The sequence below is a fragment of the Shewanella subflava genome (assembly GCF_025971955.1).
Lineage (GTDB): Bacteria > Pseudomonadota > Gammaproteobacteria > Enterobacterales > Shewanellaceae > Shewanella > Shewanella subflava.
The window spans coordinates 80321-97819 of record NZ_JAPDMX010000024.1 but is presented as its reverse complement, the minus strand read 5'-3'; the positions used below and the strand labels follow the sequence as shown (position 1 = coordinate 97819).

General features: G+C 44.1%; 17 protein-coding genes. 16 read left to right on the top strand and 1 reads right to left on the bottom strand.

All coding sequences use genetic code 11. From position 1 onward, the window contains the following. The first annotated feature begins 2 nt into the window (after positions 1–2). From OHT75_RS09610 to OHT75_RS09535, 16 genes are all read left to right on the top strand, one after another. Entirely contained in the window at positions 3–251 is a 249-nt protein-coding gene (locus OHT75_RS09610; RefSeq protein WP_264726262.1) for an acyl carrier protein, read from the top strand. Continuing rightward, a complete protein-coding gene (locus tag OHT75_RS09605) occupies positions 251–802 on the top strand; it encodes a COG4648 family protein (protein WP_264726261.1) in 552 nt (183 codons plus the stop codon). Before OHT75_RS09610 ends, OHT75_RS09605 begins: the two co-directional genes overlap by 1 nt. Next, complete coding sequence (locus OHT75_RS09600; RefSeq protein ID WP_264726260.1) at positions 795–2165, top strand: AMP-binding protein; 1371 nt, start codon at positions 795–797, stop codon at positions 2163–2165. The genes OHT75_RS09605 and OHT75_RS09600 overlap by 8 nt, the downstream gene beginning before the upstream one ends. Next, positions 2158–2523: an ApeI family dehydratase gene (locus OHT75_RS09595; RefSeq protein ID WP_264726259.1), complete on the top strand. Its 366-nt coding sequence runs from the start codon at positions 2158–2160 to the stop codon at positions 2521–2523. The genes OHT75_RS09600 and OHT75_RS09595 overlap by 8 nt, the downstream gene beginning before the upstream one ends. A 3-nt stretch (positions 2524–2526) precedes the next feature. Further along, entirely contained in the window at positions 2527–4224 is a 1698-nt protein-coding gene (locus OHT75_RS09590; protein WP_264726258.1) for a glycosyltransferase family 2 protein, read from the top strand. A gap of 4 nt (positions 4225–4228) precedes the next feature. Further along, positions 4229–5794 carry an HAL/PAL/TAL family ammonia-lyase gene (locus OHT75_RS09585; protein WP_264726257.1) on the top strand — a complete coding sequence of 522 codons (1566 nt, stop codon included), beginning with the start codon at positions 4229–4231 and terminating at the stop codon, positions 5792–5794. Then, positions 5794–6222: an acyl-CoA thioesterase gene (locus tag OHT75_RS09580; protein ID WP_264726256.1), complete on the top strand. Its 429-nt coding sequence runs from the start codon at positions 5794–5796 to the stop codon at positions 6220–6222. The genes OHT75_RS09585 and OHT75_RS09580 overlap by 1 nt, the downstream gene beginning before the upstream one ends. Beyond that, positions 6215–7084, top strand: a complete 870-nt coding sequence (locus tag OHT75_RS09575) for an outer membrane lipoprotein carrier protein LolA (RefSeq protein ID WP_264726255.1) — start codon at positions 6215–6217, stop codon at positions 7082–7084. Before OHT75_RS09580 ends, OHT75_RS09575 begins: the two co-directional genes overlap by 8 nt. Next, the gene (locus OHT75_RS09570; RefSeq protein WP_264726254.1) at positions 7081–9459 is read left to right on the top strand and encodes an MMPL family transporter; all 2379 of its coding nucleotides are present in this window, start codon (positions 7081–7083) and stop codon (positions 9457–9459) included. The genes OHT75_RS09575 and OHT75_RS09570 overlap by 4 nt, the downstream gene beginning before the upstream one ends. A 1-nt stretch (position 9460) precedes the next feature. Next, entirely contained in the window at positions 9461–10720 is a 1260-nt protein-coding gene (locus OHT75_RS09565) for an NAD(P)/FAD-dependent oxidoreductase (protein WP_264726253.1), read from the top strand. A 69-nt stretch (positions 10721–10789) separates the two neighbouring features. Then, positions 10790–11392: a DUF3261 domain-containing protein gene (locus OHT75_RS09560; protein WP_264726252.1), complete on the top strand. Its 603-nt coding sequence runs from the start codon at positions 10790–10792 to the stop codon at positions 11390–11392. 49 nt (positions 11393–11441) lie between these two features. Further along, a complete protein-coding gene (locus tag OHT75_RS09555; protein WP_264726251.1) occupies positions 11442–12650 on the top strand; it encodes a beta-ketoacyl-[acyl-carrier-protein] synthase family protein in 1209 nt (402 codons plus the stop codon). Beyond that, on the top strand, positions 12647–13129 hold the full coding sequence (locus tag OHT75_RS09550) for a hotdog family protein (RefSeq protein WP_264726250.1): 483 nt from the start codon (positions 12647–12649) through the stop codon (positions 13127–13129). The genes OHT75_RS09555 and OHT75_RS09550 overlap by 4 nt, the downstream gene beginning before the upstream one ends. Before the next feature lie 18 nt (positions 13130–13147). Next, positions 13148–13873: a 3-ketoacyl-ACP reductase FabG2 gene (locus OHT75_RS09545; RefSeq protein WP_264726249.1), complete on the top strand. Its 726-nt coding sequence runs from the start codon at positions 13148–13150 to the stop codon at positions 13871–13873. After that, positions 13870–15099: a beta-ketoacyl-ACP synthase gene (locus OHT75_RS09540; protein ID WP_264726248.1), complete on the top strand. Its 1230-nt coding sequence runs from the start codon at positions 13870–13872 to the stop codon at positions 15097–15099. The genes OHT75_RS09545 and OHT75_RS09540 overlap by 4 nt, the downstream gene beginning before the upstream one ends. A 28-nt stretch (positions 15100–15127) precedes the next feature. Then, positions 15128–15871, top strand: coding sequence for a hypothetical protein (locus tag OHT75_RS09535; RefSeq protein WP_264726247.1), 744 nt, complete (start codon positions 15128–15130; stop codon positions 15869–15871). Positions 15872–15996: 125 nt separating this feature from the next. Here the strand turns inward: OHT75_RS09535 and OHT75_RS09530 are convergent, their stop codons facing one another. After that, on the bottom strand, positions 15997–17499 hold the full coding sequence (locus OHT75_RS09530) for a methyl-accepting chemotaxis protein (protein ID WP_264726246.1): 1503 nt from the start codon (positions 17497–17499) through the stop codon (positions 15997–15999).

Below are 17499 nucleotides of genomic sequence, written 5' to 3'. Positions count from 1 at the left end.
AGATGCAAAGCCGTGAACAAATTTATGACATGCTATGTGGCATTCTAGTTGATGAATTTGAGATTGAACGTGAAGACATAAATTTACATGCTTCACTCTACCAAGACCTAGATTTAGACAGCATTGATGCGGTGGATTTAGTGATTAAACTGCAGCAGATGACAGGTAAAAAAATTCAGCCTGACGAATTCAAAGCGGTGCGAACCGTAGATGATGTCGTTAATGCCATCGATGGGTTAATGAAACAATAATGAAATGGGTATTGCAGGTGCTGTCTGCTCTAGCGGTAATGGGATACCCCATTGCCGTCTACTTCGGCCTGCAATTATTGCCCAGCGGTGTGATTGCCCTCGTGCTATGCGGTTTATTAATTACTCGACTGTCATTAAGTCGGCAACAATTAACCCCCATGTTAGCGCCATTACTGGTGGGGATCGCCTTAACCGCAGCCAGTTTTATTGCTAAGCGGCATGATTGGTTATTGTATTACCCCGTGGTCATTAACCTCAGTATGTTGGCTTTATTTGGCCATTCATTGAAATATGGCCCCAGCATGATTGAGCGTTTAGCGAAATTGAAAGAGCCCGATTTACCGCCTGAAGCAACACCATATCTTGTCAAAGTGACCCTGATTTGGTGCCTGTTTTTTGCCTTAAATGGAGTCATGGCGCTCTATACCGCGCTCGCAACAAGCATAGAAACATGGACCCTATATAACGGCCTTATCGCTTATGTATTGATAGGCACTTTATTGGGTGGTGAATGGCTATATCGTACTTTATGGTTGAAAAAACATGGATAATTTATTACTCAATTGGCTCAAAACAGGGCCAAATACCCAGCAATTAATCAGTTTTAATCATCACGATATTATGCCAAGTAACCGCTTTTGTGCTCAGGTGGCTTACTTGTATCAGCAGTTACAGGCACAGCCTGCAAAACGATGGTTACTTGCCGCTAAACAAAGCGATTTATTTGCCGCAGGCCTTTGCGCGGGTTTATTAGCCGGAAAAACCATCATTTTACCCGCTAATACCCAAACCGGTACGCTATCTGAACTCAATCATCAATTCGATGCTGTGATTGCTGATATGCCAGTATGTGAAGTCAGAACCTTTATCCCCCTCACCACTGAAATAACCCCGCCTGTGGCAAAGTGGCCAACAAGCGAACACTTAGGGGAGTTAATTTTATTTACCTCAGGCAGTAGCGGCGAACCCAAAGCGGTGCGAAAAACCATTGCACAGCTTGATGCTGAAGTCAGCACATTAGAGCAAACCTTTGCCGAGCACTTACCACATTGCTCGGTGGTATCGACAGTGTCACACCAACATATTTATGGGCTATTATTCAAAATATTATGGCCACTGGCAGCCAATCGACCGTTTCTCAGTGAGCAAATTGAATACCCAGAAACCCTTAGCTACTACTTAGCCATCATGCCAAATCTCTGTTTAATCAGTAGCCCAGCTCAGCTTTCACGCTTACCTGATGCATTAGACAAACAGTTGCAACATCGCCACCCAAGCTTGATTTTCAGTTCCGGCGGCCCACTGAGTTTTCAAGCCGCAACGGATATCGAGCAATGTTATCGTCAACTGCCTATCGAAATTTTCGGTAGCACAGAGACAGGCGGCATAGCCTATCGACGTCAACGCAAGGCCAATGAACCCTGGCAAGTGTTCAGCCCTGTTACTATAAAGCAAGATCTCGACGATGGCGCGTTATGTATTCAATCTGCTTATTTAGAACAAGATAATCAATGGCATAAGTGCGATGACAGCATTGAACTGATTAACGCGCAGCAATTTACCCTACTCAATCGTCTCGACCGTATTGTCAAAATCGAAGAAAAACGCATTTCCATGGTGCAGATGGAGCAGTTACTCCGATCGCACCCTTTAGTGAAAGATGCCGCAGTCGCTATGCTCACTAAGCCTCGTCAAATGCTAGGCGCGATAGTGGCCTTAACCGATGAAGGTAAAGCGTTATTAGCCGCCGAAGGTAAACTCGCGGTGAATAATCACATTAAAAAGCATTTATTAAGCCAATTTGAGCGAGTGACTTTACCAAGACGCTGGCGTTACCCTGATGTGATCCCTCAAAATGCGCAAGGAAAACGAGTCCAATCTGATTTGGTTTCGTTATTAAAAAAACATGATTAAATCTGTATTACCGCAAATCATTAGCACACATCAGCAAGATGACACCATCACTTGGCGTATTGTCGTGGATGCCAATTTAGCATTTTTTAAAGGCCACTTTCCTGAACAGGCTGTATTGCCTGGGGTAACCCAATTGGATTGGGCAGTAAAGTTGGGATGTCAGGCTTTTGGTTACGATGCCAACATCGCGAGTCTAGAAGTGCTAAAGTTTCAACAGTTGTTGCTGCCAGACAGTCAAGTTGAGCTCAGCATTAGTCACAATAAAGCGAAAGCCAGACTAACATTTCAATATACCAATGGCGATAAACGCTACGCATCTGGACGGATTGTGTTCCGTGCTGCACTATCTGGACAGTAATCAATGAAACTGGCGCTGATTATCCCTAATTACAATCATCATCTTGAGATTGAAAAGACCCTTACCGCATTAGCACAATTAAACCTGCCCTGTTATTTAATTGACGATGGTAGCCAAAATGAAACCCGTTATGTGCTTCAAGCCATGGCGGATAAATTTGCTTGGGTCACGTTAATTCATCACCCTTTTAATCGCGGAAAAGGTGCTGCGGTGATCACCGGGCTGAGAGCGGCTTTTGCCGATGGTTTTAGCCACGCGTTGCAAGTGGATGCCGATGGCCAGCATAACCTGACGGATATTCCACTCATGATTGATGCGGCTACGGCTAATCCGCTAGCATTGATTTCAGGTAAACCTGTATACGATGAATCCGTGCCCAAAGGGCGTTTATATGGCCGCTATATCACCCATTTTTGGGTGTGGATTGAAACCTTAAGTTTCGACATTCAAGATTCCATGTGTGGTTTTCGCATTTATCCGCTTGCCGCAACTGAGCAGCTTTTTAAAATGACAGCCCTTGGCGAACGGATGGATTTTGATATCGAAGTCATGGTGAAATTACATTGGCAAAAAACGCCCATTATTCAACTGCCAACTAAAGTAATATACCCAGAAAATGGCATTAGCCACTTCCAAGGGTTACAAGACAACGTGCGTATCAGTTTGATGCACACTCGATTATTTTTTGGCATGCTAAAAAGACTCCCCAAAAGACTATTGCAGCGCGAAAACCAACAACATTGGTCAACAATGCAAGAACGTGGCAGTTACTGGGGGATTAAATTACTGGCGCAAAGCTATCGATTTGGCGGCCATTGGTTATGCCGCGCCATTATGTATCCGGTAATTGGTTATTTCTTTTTAACGGGTGGAAGTGCCCGCAAAGCCTCGATGGCATTTTTACAGCATGTTAAGCAAATTAACCCACATCATCCTGATTTGTCGGCCAAGCTAAGTTGGCGTGACAGCCTGCGACATTTTATTACCTTTGGTAACGCCGCATTAGATAGAATCGATGCTTGGTGCGACAGAATAAAACTCAGCGAAGTTGATTTTGCCGATAGACACTTACTTGCCGCTCAAATAGACACAGGTAAAGGTGCGGTGTTGCTGGTATCACATTTAGGTAATTTAGAGTTATGCCGCGCCATATCTATCCACCAGCAAAAAGTGAAAGTGAATGTCATGGTGCTGACTAGCCATGCTGAAAACTTCAATAAAGTATTGCAGCAACTAAATCCACAAAGCACATTAAACTTAATTCAAGTTAACGAGCTAGACCCTAGCACCGCCATGCTGTTACAACAAAAAATTGAGCAAGGTGAGTTAGTCGTGATTGCCGCCGACCGTACTTCTTCAAACAGTCAGGGGCGAGTCGTCAATTTGCCCTTTTTAGGTGAGCCAGCCCCTTTCCCACAAGGGCCATTTATTTTGGCTAGTTTGCTGGATTGCCCAGTTTTTACCATGTTCTGTATTCGTCAACATGGCCGCTATCAAGTGTATGTAAAACACTTAGCCGACACCTTAAAAGGCCCCAGAAAAGACCGCGCAGCAAGGCTTACTGAAGCCATGATTGAATACAGTCAACGTTTAGCTTATTTCGCCAAGCAGGCGCCATTACAATGGTTTAATTTTTATGATTTTTGGCGTGATGATGCCCAAAGCATACGCCAAGCCGCCCCATCAAAGCAGGAATTATAACTCGATGACGCATTCGATTTCGCAACCAGCCACCATTCATTTAGGTCATGTGGATTTTTACCAAGGCCAACTCACCATTGAGCAAGTGGTTGCCATTGCTAAAGGCGCAAAGGTCAAATTAAACGACAGCCCAGAATACCAACACTACATTGAAAAAGGCGCACGCTTTATTGATAGCCTGTTGCATGAAGAAGGTGTGGTTTACGGCGTCACCACAGGTTATGGCGACTCTTGCACGGTTAATGTCAGCTTAGAGTTGGTGCACGAATTACCGCTGCATTTATCCCGTTTTCATGGTTGTGGTTTAGGGGATGTGCTAAGCCCTGTTCAAGCAAGGGCGGTCATGGCGTGTCGCCTAAATTCATTGGCAGTAGGAAAATCAGGTGTCAGCTATGCCTTACTGCAACGTATCGAATGGTTACTGAATAATGATATTACGCCAGTTATTCCAGAGGAAGGTTCTGTCGGCGCCAGCGGTGATTTAACGCCATTATCTTATCTTGCTGCGGTATTAATTGGTGAGCGGGATGTGATGTATCAAGGTCAACGCCAACCAACCAGCGCGGTTTATCAGGCCTTCAATATACCCCCGCTAAAACTTCGCCCCAAAGAAGGTTTAGCCTTAATGAACGGCACTGCGGTGATGACCGCCTTAGCTTGTTTGGCATATGATCGCGCCCAATATTTATCGCGCTTGTCTAGCCGAATCACCGCAATGGCTTCATTAACGTTAAAAGGAAATTCAAACCATTTTGATGACATTCTGTTTGCCGCTAAACCGCATCCTGGCCAAAGTCAGGTTGCCAGCTGGATACGCGAAGATTTAAACCATCATACTCATCCACGAAACTCAGACCGCCTACAAGACCGCTATTCAATCCGCTGTGCACCGCACATTATTGGGGTACTTCAAGATGCATTACCTTTTATGCGCCAGTTTATTGAAACCGAGCTAAACAGTGCCAACGATAACCCGATTGTGGATGCTGAAGGCGAGCATATTCTGCACGGCGGTCATTTTTATGGTGGCCATATTGCCTTTGTAATGGACTCGATGAAAAACACCATCGCCAATATTGCCGATTTAATTGATCGGCAAATGGCATTGGTGATGGACACCAAATTTAATAACGGCTTACCAGCTAACCTTTCGGCCGCAACCGGTGAACGTCGCGCCATCAACCATGGTTTTAAAGCGGTACAAATTGGCGTATCCGCCTGGACAGCGGAAGCCCTTAAAAACACCATGCCCGCCAGTGTGTTTTCTCGCTCTACTGAATGCCACAACCAGGATAAAGTGAGCATGGGCACTATTGCCGCCCGTGATTGCATGCGCATACTACAACTGACTGAACAGGTTGCAGCAGCGGCATTATTAGCCATGAGTCAGGGAATTCAATTACGCATTAACCAGAATGAGTTAGACGTTGATAGCCTAACGCCATCACTCGCTAAAACCCTTGCTCAGGTTAGCGAAGACTTTGAATTACTTGTGGAAGATCGCCCATTAGAAGCGGTATTGCGTCAAACCGTTGCCAAAATACAACAAGGTGCGTGGGAGGTCTGTTAATGAAAGGCATACTCAGTATTGAAATGGACATGGTGATCCCTTTTCACGATGTCGACTCAATGGGCATCACTTGGCACGGTAATTATCTGCGCTACTTTGAAGTAGCGCGTTGCAAACTATTAGATAAACTGGATTATAACTACCGTCAAATGCAGGCTTCTGGATTTGCTTGGCCGGTGGTAGATCTACAGATTAAGTATGTTAAAAGCAGCAGTTTTGATCAACTTATCACCGTTAAAGCCAGTATTGTTGAGTGGGAAAATCGCTTAAAAATCAATTATCAAATTGTTGATACCCATTCAGGCCAACGCATCACCAAGGGCTATACCATTCAAGCGGCCGTCGATATGACAACCCAAGAACTGTGCTTTGTCACCCCAGACGTCTTTCAAAACAAAATTAAACCTTGGCTTAGCGCGAATGAATAAGCCAAACCGTATTACACGTTGGATAAACACGCTTATAGTCATTATGCAATGTGGCCTATTGGTACTATTTCTGTTGCTATTGCTTAGCCAGTTTTCCTCATCACAGGCGGCTGAAGTCACTCCCCAGCAAACCACGGTTACATCAAAGCATGAGGCATTATCTCCCCCTGCTAGCTTAGCAATCGTATTTAATCATCCCGCCAGTGAGCAAGATTTACAACAACTGGCTAATCAGGTGTCTTTAACACACGAAAATACCCAAGGGCTGTTTGAGCAAACTCGCTATTTAGCGGCATTAAAAAGACCCTTAACTAGCCGCGGAACGTTTGCATTTAACCCTAACTTGGGTATGGTTTGGCATCAACAAGCTCCATTTGTTACCACCATGGTAATGCACAAACAACAGCTAACCACCATAGATAGCAAGGGTAATATTACGCACTCTGCCGCTAAAAGCGCACAAGCCGCTAATCCGCTAATGCAGCAAGTGCCAGAATTAATGCAACATTTGCTTAGCGGTGATGTAATTGCATTACAGGATGATTTTTCAATGTTTTATCTTGCATCCAATACCAATAACACCGAGTTATGGAGCTTAGGCTTAGTCGCAAAAGACCCACTTTTACTCAAAGCCTTAGGTAAATTGATCATTGAAGGCCGGCAGCAAATCAATCGCATAGTGATGTTAAATCAAGCATCGACTCAGCAAGCTGACCGTCTTGATATCACCGATATTCAATTCAAACAGGTAAACCATCTGCCATTAAGTGCTGAAAATGCCGCTTGGTTCGACATGCTTAATATCACTCCCGCGCCGCCAATAACCACAGAAAACTCCCGTTCTGTGACGACAAAACAATGACTGTAAAGCCGGTAAAAAATCACCTTATTTCAACCAAATGGCGTTTTGCTATTTGGTGTCTGCTATTTAGCAGTGTGGTTATCTATGGGGTCAATTTATGGCAATCTGGCGCAAAAGTGCAAAGTGATATTTTGGCAATGCTGCCGCACCTACAGCAGGATGAATTAACCCATAACGCACTTCAGCAAGTGGAAAATCGTTTAGCCAATCAGGTTTATATTGCGATTGTGTCTTCGCAAAAAGACACTGCAATTAACGCAGCAAAAACACTGATTAATCAGCTTAAACAAGACCCTCAACAAGCCTTTAGTCAAGTGACCAGCGCCAGTGATAGCAATATCAATGAGCTGGGTAAATGGTATTTTGACCATCGCTTTAAGTTACTCACCGCAGACCAGCAAGATGCACTCGCCAGTAAACAACTTGATGGTTTAATCGCTAAAGCACAGCAACAACTTTACAGTGCATTCGGCTTCGCCAATAGCCAGATGATTAACCAAGACCCTTTGCTTCTATTTAGCGATAACATGCTGGCATTAACAGCCTCATCATCACTGCAGCAAGAACAGGGTATTTTATTTAATCAACAAGCTAATCAAACCGCCGCGATTGTTATCGCCAAAGGGGCACAAAGTGCATTTAATCCCAATGCTCAGCAGCAACAGTTAGCCGCCCTCAACCACGCTTTTGCAGCTATGGCTGGAAGTGATGTGCAGATTTTAAAAGCAGGTGCGCTATTTCACGCCCAAGCCGCGACCGAATCAGCCAAACAAGAAATCACCTTTATTGGTGGCTTATCGCTTATTGGGGTAATTATCTTAGTCTGGCTAGGATTTCGCACCTTAATGCCACTGCATTTAGCCTTGCTCACCTTATCCAGTGGATTTGTGCTGGCGTTAGTCGCCACCTTGAGTTTATTTAATGAGTTACATCTACTGACGCTGGTATTTGGTACCAGCCTTATTGGTATTGCCATCGATTACAGTTTTCATTTTTACTGTGAAAAACTCAGCCAGCCACAACACGATGCTTATCAGGTCCTTGACGATATTCTACCGGCAATGACACTTGCATTAGTCACTAGCTCGCTGGCCTTTATCGGCATTGGCTTTACGCCATTTCCTGGTATGCAACAAGTGGCCATATTTTGTGCCACGGGGTTATTAGGCGCATACATCACCTTGGTATTGGCTTTCCCACTGCTAGCCAATAAACCCTTAAAGCCTTCAAGCGCCTTAAATTGGGCACAATATTATTTACACTTTGTGGCAAAGTTATCTGCCAAACCCACCATCAATAAAATAATATTTTATGTCATAGGGTTAGTGATTTTTGCAGGACTTTTACAGTTACAACATAACGATGACATTCGCCATTTACAACAAAGTCCCCAGCAGATCACCGATGAAGAAAACCAACTCAGGCAGTGGCTCAGTGGTGGCACGGATAATCAATTTATTTTAGTCAGTGCCGATACTGAAATCGCCCTTTTAGAAGCCTTACATCAACTGACACCGACTTTAGCACAGGCTGTCAATCAAGGTGAGTTAACGCATTTTTTTAGCCTAGCAAGCCTGTTACCTAGCCTGTCACAGCAACAAAAAAACTATCAATTACAGGGGCTGATTTATCAGCAAAACTTACCCCATATTATTGACCAGTTAGGATTAAATGATGACAGTGGTTTATTAAATCAGTCGCTGCAGTCAGCCTACTTACAAGCACAACCGGCCAATTTAACTCCAGATGCGCTACTCGCACTCGCAGACACTGCATTAAAAGACCTATGGCTGACGCCAAATAACAACGGAATCGTAGGGGCGATAGTGCTATTAACAGGCATCAACAACCTAGATGGGTTAACAACACGCATAAATCACACCCAGCTTAACGATGCTAAGGTGAAACTGGTTGATAAAGTGGGCGACATTTCTCATTTAATGGGTCAATACCGCCAATTTACCTTGGTGCTGCTGTTAGGCGTATTGGTGATTGCTAGTGTCCTGTTTTGCTTCAAGTACCCGCTTAAGTTAGCTTTGGCCGTGATCGGCGTGCCTACACTGGCTATCATGTTAACTTTAAGCAGTTTAGGGCTTTTGGGCTCACCTTTTAGCCTGTTTCATGCACTGGCGCTCATTTTAGTATTAGGGATTGGCATAGACTACAGCTTGTTTTTTGCCGAGGCGAAACACACTAGCACTGGTGTGATGATGGCCATATTTATGTCAGCCACCTCAACCTTACTTGCCTTTGGATTATTAGCATTTAGCCACACCAATGCCATCCACTTTTTTGGTTTAACCCTATTACTGGGGATAGGATATACCTTTTTACTTGCCCCCTTTATCACATTGATAACAAGGAAAACGCATTAACATGCACAGCGAATCGTTAAATTCAATCAACAACTTGGACGTTGATGTTGCCATTATTGGCGCGGGCCCTTCTGGCGCCATTGCAGCCAGCCTGCTACACCAGCAAGGTAAAAAAGTGCTGGTGTTAGAAAAGCAGCATTTTCCGCGATTTTCAATTGGTGAAAGCTTATTGCCTTGCTGCATGCAATTTATTGCACAAGCAGGCATGTTAGATGCGGTTGAACAAGCTGGATTTCAGTTTAAAAATGGCGCAGCATTTCGTTATCAAGATCAATACACCACCTTCAATTTTACCGATAAATTTACGGCAGGTCCTGGCACAACATTTCAAGTCCAGCGCGGGCAATTTGATAAACTGCTGGCTGATACTGCCGCCAAACAGGGCGTAAATATCCATTACGGCCATACGGTGACCCAAGTCGATTTACATGCCGACCCCGTGCTACAGGTGACAGATAACAATGGCACCGAATACCAAGTTAATGCCAAATTTATTTTGGATGCCAGCGGGTTTGGCCGCGTGTTACCGCGTTTACTTCAGCTTGAAAAACCGTCAAATTTACCTTCACGCAGCGCTATCTTTACCCATATAGAAGACAATATTGATGACCCCACATTCGACCGTAACAAGATTCTGATCAGCGTCCATCCACAACATAAAGATATTTGGTATTGGCTGATCCCGTTCAGCAATAATCGCTGCTCTATTGGGGTAGTAGGTGAGCCGCATTTACTGCAACATCTAGAAGGCACGTTAGCGCAACAATTATTCTCAATAGTTAATCAAGAACCCGGCCTGAAACGTTTATTGGCGAACGCTAACATTGTTCAGGAGTGTGCCACTTTAAAAGGCTACTCAGCCAATGTCAGCACCCTCGCAACCAATCAATTTGCCCTACTTGGTAATGCCGGTGAATTTTTAGACCCGGTGTTCTCTTCAGGTGTGACCATTGCAATGCAATCTGCCGCCATGGCAGTTGAAAGCTTATTAAAGCAGTTAAATGGTGAAAAAGTGGATTGGCAACAGGACTATGCTGAACCTTTGATGAAAGGAGTAAATACCTTTAGAACCTATGTTCAAGCTTGGTATGATGGTCGTTTTCAGGATGTGATTTTTTACCAGCAAGGTAACCCTACAATCAAACAGATGATCTGTTCAATTTTAGCTGGTTATGCATGGGATGGGGATAATCCCTTTGTGGCGGAGTCAGAACGACGTTTAAATACCATCGTCGAATTATGTCGAGAAACTGCGGCATAATCTGTATCACTGCTGCGTCAATCTAAATAGGGCTTCAACCCCATCAACGGAAGATCGATTAATAATTTAATGATAATGACTCAATACCATGGCTATCGCTTACCCCATTTATGTGGATTGCTACTAAGTTTGCTATTGCTTAGCGGTTGTAGTCAGCAATTGCAACGACAAACCTGTGTCGCACTATCTGAAGCGGTAAACTACTGCTTAGCGCCGATTAACGAGCAAGTTGAACAAGGTACCCATAGCCAAACGGTGCAATTTAGCCATGGTGGTCAAACACACCAATTAATCACTGAATTACAAATTGATCAACACACCATGACACTGGTAGGTTTAGCGCCTTTGGGTCAACCACTGTTCACAATTATCTACGATGGTAATCGCTTAATTAGTCAGCAAAGCAGTTTGCTTGGCAAGGATTTTAAAGCAGAATACCTAATGGCCATTTTACAGCTAGTGTACTGGCCAACTGAGGTGGTTAATCAACATTTATCGTCGGGTCGCTGGCAGCAGCAGGTTTGTCAGTCGACATTATGCCGACAACTCAGCCAAGACAATAGTGACGTTGTGTTGAACGCCGAGTATAGCCAGATGACGCCATGGCAAGCGGCTATCGATATTCACATCACCCAAGCCAATGTGCAGATTAGGATTCAAGCGTTACAATAAACGCCTCAATTGAATCGCAATAGATATAAACAACGCTGAAGATAAAAACATGACAGGTATAGGCATAACACACATAGGATTGTGTACTCCGCTAGGCAATTGCGCAGAGTCCGTGTTAACCAGATTATTGCAAGGTGATACAAGCGCAATGCAATGGCGTGACGATTTATTATTTGATAAATCGACACTGGTTGGCGTGGTTAACAATAATGATTTGCTAAGTATTCCTGAGCATTTACAAGAGTTTGCCTGTCGTAATAACCGATTACTTCATACCGCGGCTATGCAGATCTATGCTGAGGTACAAAGTGCAAAACAGCGATTTGGTGCAAAGCGTATTGGCGTCATTTTAGGGTCGAGCACTTCAGGTATTTCAAAGGGTGAAATAGCATTACGTTATCGCGCTGAACAAGGCTGTTTTCCACCTGACTATCATTATTCACAGCAAGAGTTAGGCAGCACCAGTTTTTATTTACAAAAACTCTTTGAACTTCAGGGCCCTTGCTACACCATATCAACCGCCTGCTCTTCCAGTGCTAAAGTCTTTGCCGCTGCCAAACGTTTATTACAAGCCGATCTTTGCGATATGGTGATTGTTGGCGGAGCTGACAGTTTATGCCAACTCACCTTAAATGGGTTTAGCGCATTAGAATCTGTCTCTGCAGGGCAATGCAATCCATTCAGTGCTAATCGAGATGGCATTAACATAGGTGAAGGCGCTGCCCTTTTTACCCTTGAAAAAACACCCACACAAGTCATGCTGGTTGGCGTGGGCGAGTCTGCTGATGCCCATCATATTTCGGCGCCACATCCACAAGGCAGCGGCGCGATTGCGGCAATGAAGCAAGCGCTTGAAGATGCCAATCTCAGCATTCACGACATCGATTATATTAATCTTCATGGTACAGCAACCCCCAAAAATGATGCGATGGAGTCGCGGGCTGTTGCGGCACTCTTTAAAGATAACATTCCACCTTGCAGCTCCACTAAACCTTTGGTTGGCCATTTACTGGGGGCTGCTGGTGCCATTGAAGCGGCATTTTGTTATTTAATCTTAAGTGACCTTAATATTCATCACGCCTTACCGCCGCAATTATGGGATGGCCAGGTTGATACCAATGATCCGAGTTTACCTTTAGTGACTCAGGGACAAAAAGCTACGTCACTCCACTATGCCATGAGCAATTCATTTGCGTTTGGTGGCAGTAATGCCAGCATTATTTTTGCAAAAAAACCGCAACAAGGTCTGAATAAATGACAATCGCACCTCCTGAATTATTAGCACGTCCAATAAGCGATTTTATACCACACCGTGCCCCAATGATTTTGATTGATAGCATTGTCAGTCATCAGTCAGATAGTTTGATCACCCAAACACAGATAAGTCCGCAAAGTGCATACTTTGACGAGACGCTGCAAGGTGTACCCAATTACGTTGGTATTGAGTATATGGCCCAGAGCATTGCCGCTCTGGCTGGGGTTGAAGCATTACTTCAAGGTCAACCGATTAAAGTGGGTTTCTTATTGGGTAGCCGTAAACTGCAAATGCACCAACAGATTTTCACACTAGGACAAACCTATCGCACTCACGTGACACGCTTATATCAAGAAGAATCAGGTTTAGCTGTGTTTGATTGTCAGATATTTCATCAAGATAGATTAATGGCACAAGCCAATGTGAATGTCTTTCAACCTGCCGACAGCCAGGCGTATGTCAACGAAAGTCATAGTGCTTAAACGTTTTGGAGAACCACATTGAATAAAAGAGTTTTAATCACGGGTTCAAGCCGTGGCATAGGCAAAGCGATTGCCCTTAAGCTTGCCGCCGCAGGTTATGATATTGCCCTGCACTTTCACAGTAACCGTCAAGCCGCGACTGACACCCAAGCAGAATTAGTTGCCCTTGGCATTAACGTCAGCTTATTACAATTTGATGTTGCTGATCGCACTACCGTTAAGCACGCTATTGAACAAGATATTGCTGAACATGGCGCATATTATGGGGTCATTTTAAATGCCGGTATTACCCGAGACACCGCCTTTCCTGCGATGACAGAACAAGAATGGGATAGCGTGATCCATACTAACTTAGATGGCTTTTATAACGTGATCCATCCCACGGTAATGCCCATGGTACAACACCGTAAAGGGGGGCGTATTGTTACTCTTGCATCAGTTTCGGGTATCGCAGGTAACCGTGGACAGGTGAATTACAGCGCCTCTAAAGCAGGGATAATAGGTGCAACTAAAGCATTATCTTTAGAGTTAGCAAAGCGTAAAATCACCGTGAATTGCATCGCACCAGGTTTAATTGAAACCGACATGGTCAATGATTTCCCCAAAGAAATGGTCGATCAAATCGTGCCGATGAAGCGCATGGGCAAACCCAATGAAATCGCTGGCCTAGCGCTGTTTTTATTGTCAGAAGATGCGGCTTATATTACACGTCAGGTCATTTCTGTTAACGGGGGCATGATATGAGCCGCAGAGTCGTGGTAACTGGCATAGGCGGAATTTCAGCCTTAGGCCATAACTGGCAAAGCATTAAAGCAAGTTTATTCGCGCAAAAAAACTGCGTTATTCGTATGGATGAATGGGACCGATACCCAGATTTGAATACGCGTTTAGCGGCACCTGTGACTGATTTTTTGACCCCAAGCCATTATTCCCGTAAAAAAATTCGCTCAATGGGCCGCGTGTCCCTCATGGCCACTCGCGCCAGTGAATTAGCTTTAGAGGATGCAAACCTCTTAGAGCATCCAGTACTGACATCTGGAGACACTGGGGTGGCATATGGCTCATCTACAGGCAGCACTGATCCTATTATGGGTTTTGGCGACATGCTAAAAACGGGCAGTATGACAGGCCTTACCGCAACAAGTTATATCCGCATGATGGCACATACCACTGCGGTAAACATCGGGGTATTTTTTGGTCTTAAAGGCCGAATCCACACCACAAGTAGTGCATGCACCTCTGCCAGTCAAGGCATTGGTTATGCCTATGAAGCCATAAAATATGGCCATCAAACGGTAATGTTAGCCGGTGGTGGAGAAGAGCTTTGCCCAACAGAAGCGGTGGTATTTGACACCTTATTTGCCACCAGCACTAAAAATGATACTCCTGACATGACCCCAAGCCCTTTTGATAAGCATCGTGATGGCTTAGTGATAGGTGAAGGAGCATGCACCTTAATATTGGAAGAATTAGAGCACGCCAAAGCGCGCGGCGCTAAAATTTATGCCGAGTTGGTGGGATTTGGCACAAACTCTGACGGTTTACACGTTACCCAACCCAATGCCCAAACTATGGAAGTCGCTATTCGTTTAGCCCTAAAAGATGCGCAACTGAATGCCGATGACATTGGCTATGTCAATGCACATGGCACAGCGACAGACAGAGGTGATGTGGCTGAAACTATGGCAACCCATGCTGTATTTGGCAGCAAGATGCCAATATCCTCACTAAAAAGTTACACCGGCCATACACTCGGCGCTTGCGGCGCATTAGAAGCCTGGGCCAGTATTCAAATGATGAATGAAAATTGGTTTGCGCCGACCTTAAATCTCACCGAATTAGATCCTGAATGCGCCCCACTAGATTATATTCGTGGCGATATCAGAACACTGGAAACCAATTATGTGATGAGCAATAACTTCGCCTTTGGCGGTATTAATACCTCATTGATTTTTAAACGCTGGCAATAATTAACCCGATATACCATAAGGATATGAAATGAAAAAAATTGCATTAGGCTTGTTGATTTCAAGCTGCCTACTCACACCCTCAGTGTTTGCCAAAGATTATACTCAGGATGATTATCAACAAATTTTTCAGGGTGATAATCAGTATAAACAACAGTTAGCGCTTGAATCGCTGATGCTTTCTGGCCTCAATGACCCCAGTTTATTTGATATGGTTGAAGCCAAACTTAATGCTAGCTTACCCCTTGCAACCAAAAAACATCCTATAGAATACTCTTCATGGTTAGCCAAAGGATTAGGTTATTCGGGCAATGAAAAATATCGCGCTAGTCTGCAAGCCATTGTAAATGGGGATTACCATAGAAAACTGCAAAAATATGCCCAGGAAGGGCTAAATAATATTGACCAATTTGCCATTTGGAACCCGATCCTCAATGACAAAAGCCAGTATGATGCCAATCAACCACAACAGTTAAATGTATTAGCCAATGCATTAGCAAGCAGTGATTTAGCACTTAAACGCATGGCTGCCAAACAGATTACCAATAAACGTATTTATGATGAGTTCATCCTAGAAAAATTAGCCCACCAACTCACCAGCTTAGACTTACTCAAGCAGGATAAATTATCAATAGATACCTATGCTTGGATAGCCAAGGCCATAGCGTCATCGGGCAACGAAAAGTTTAAACCCGTTATCGCAAACCTTGCTGAAACTGCACCAGAGAAAAAGCTGCGAAAATACGCCACTAAATATATTAAAACCTATTATTAAGCTGTGATTTGTTGCTACTGAAGCATAAGAATGCGACCGCTAAAATGGTTAGCGGTCGCATGGTATTATTCAACATCAACTTTTGACTAATAAGCTGGGTAATTAATCTGCCTACTTAATCAATATTACACCTGATAAGCAGCGGCTTTAGTTTGATACTCTTGGGTTATCTGCTTCATTTCATTCACCCCAATGGCCAGTTTAGCTATTTGTTCTGACAATAGGGTAACAGTATGAATATTGTCATGCATTTCTGTACCAATATGGTTCAATTGTGTACCTTGTTGCGCGGTTTCATCGGCAACGTTTCGGCTTAAACTCGCCACCTGTTCAATTTGACTGGCACGCTCTGCTAATCCTGATGCTATGGTGTTGGTGTGTTCAACATTTTTAGTCGTGCGCTGCTTGCCTTCATCCATCGACTCAACCGTTTTTAACATGCTGTGATTTAAGCGACTAAGTACTTTTTCTATCTCATCTGTTGACTGGCTGGTTCGTTGCGCCAATGCACGCACTTCATCTGCCACAACAGCAAAACCTCTCCCACTTTCACCTGCTCTTGCGGCCTCAATGGCGGCATTCAATGCCAATAAGTTAGTTTGTTCTGAAATACTCCGAATAGCCTGTAATAGTGTGGTAATAGCAGACACATCTTTGGTTAAATCAGTTAATGAAGTAGTCACTTCTGTGGTATTGCTTTCTAATAGTTGCATATCTTTCATGATCGATAAGGCACTTTGCCTATCTTGCATGCTCGAAGAGGCGGCCGATTGTGCTTGCTGGGCAGATTGCTGGCTGTTTTCAGTGACCTGTTGAAAATACTGAATCACATTCTGGGCGGTTTGCGATATCGACTGCGCTTGATGCTGTTGGTGCGTCATCGCTTCTTGGGTATGCTCGCTTAGCATTAAAAGCTGATCGGATGTACTGCCCATTTGGGTCGCGATATCGCGATAATCACTAAATAGCTGACTTAACTCATCCAACATTAAGTTGAATGCCGCTTCGGCCTGTGTGTCGGCAGGAGACAATCGAATTGATAAATCTTTATTTGCCGATATGTGTTGAATCGCGTTGGCTATGCGTAAGTTTGCCGATGAGTCGGCACGCATAAAGAGTGACATTTTAATCAAAATTAAGGTTTCTGCGGCCGCAAACAAGGCATGCACTAACATAATGCCCCACGAGCACTCGCCAGCAAAAATCATAATGGGAGTGTCGAAAATGCTGCCGCCAGATAGCTGAATATAAGTGAACAGCACATGATGCACTGCAACGGTTAATAACGAGGCTAACAAAGGTTGCCAACGTTGATAAATTAAAAAAATACCCATAGTTGCAAAGATATGAAAATGCATTTCAATCATGCCCATTTGACTTTGCACTAAGATTGCCGATACCGTCATCATTAGCACGGCAGCCACAATACCAAACAGGGGCGTACCTTTTAACACGCTATAACTGGCCTGGGTAAGCAAGGCGATTGCCACTGCTGATACGGTTGTAAAGGTCAGCATCTGCGCCCCAAAGCACCCGCTGACAATTAACAACGGCACTTGAAGCAATAACAGTCGATAAATATAGGCATCTTTCTTCAGCAGTAAATGGGTGGCTTGTTTCTCATTCAT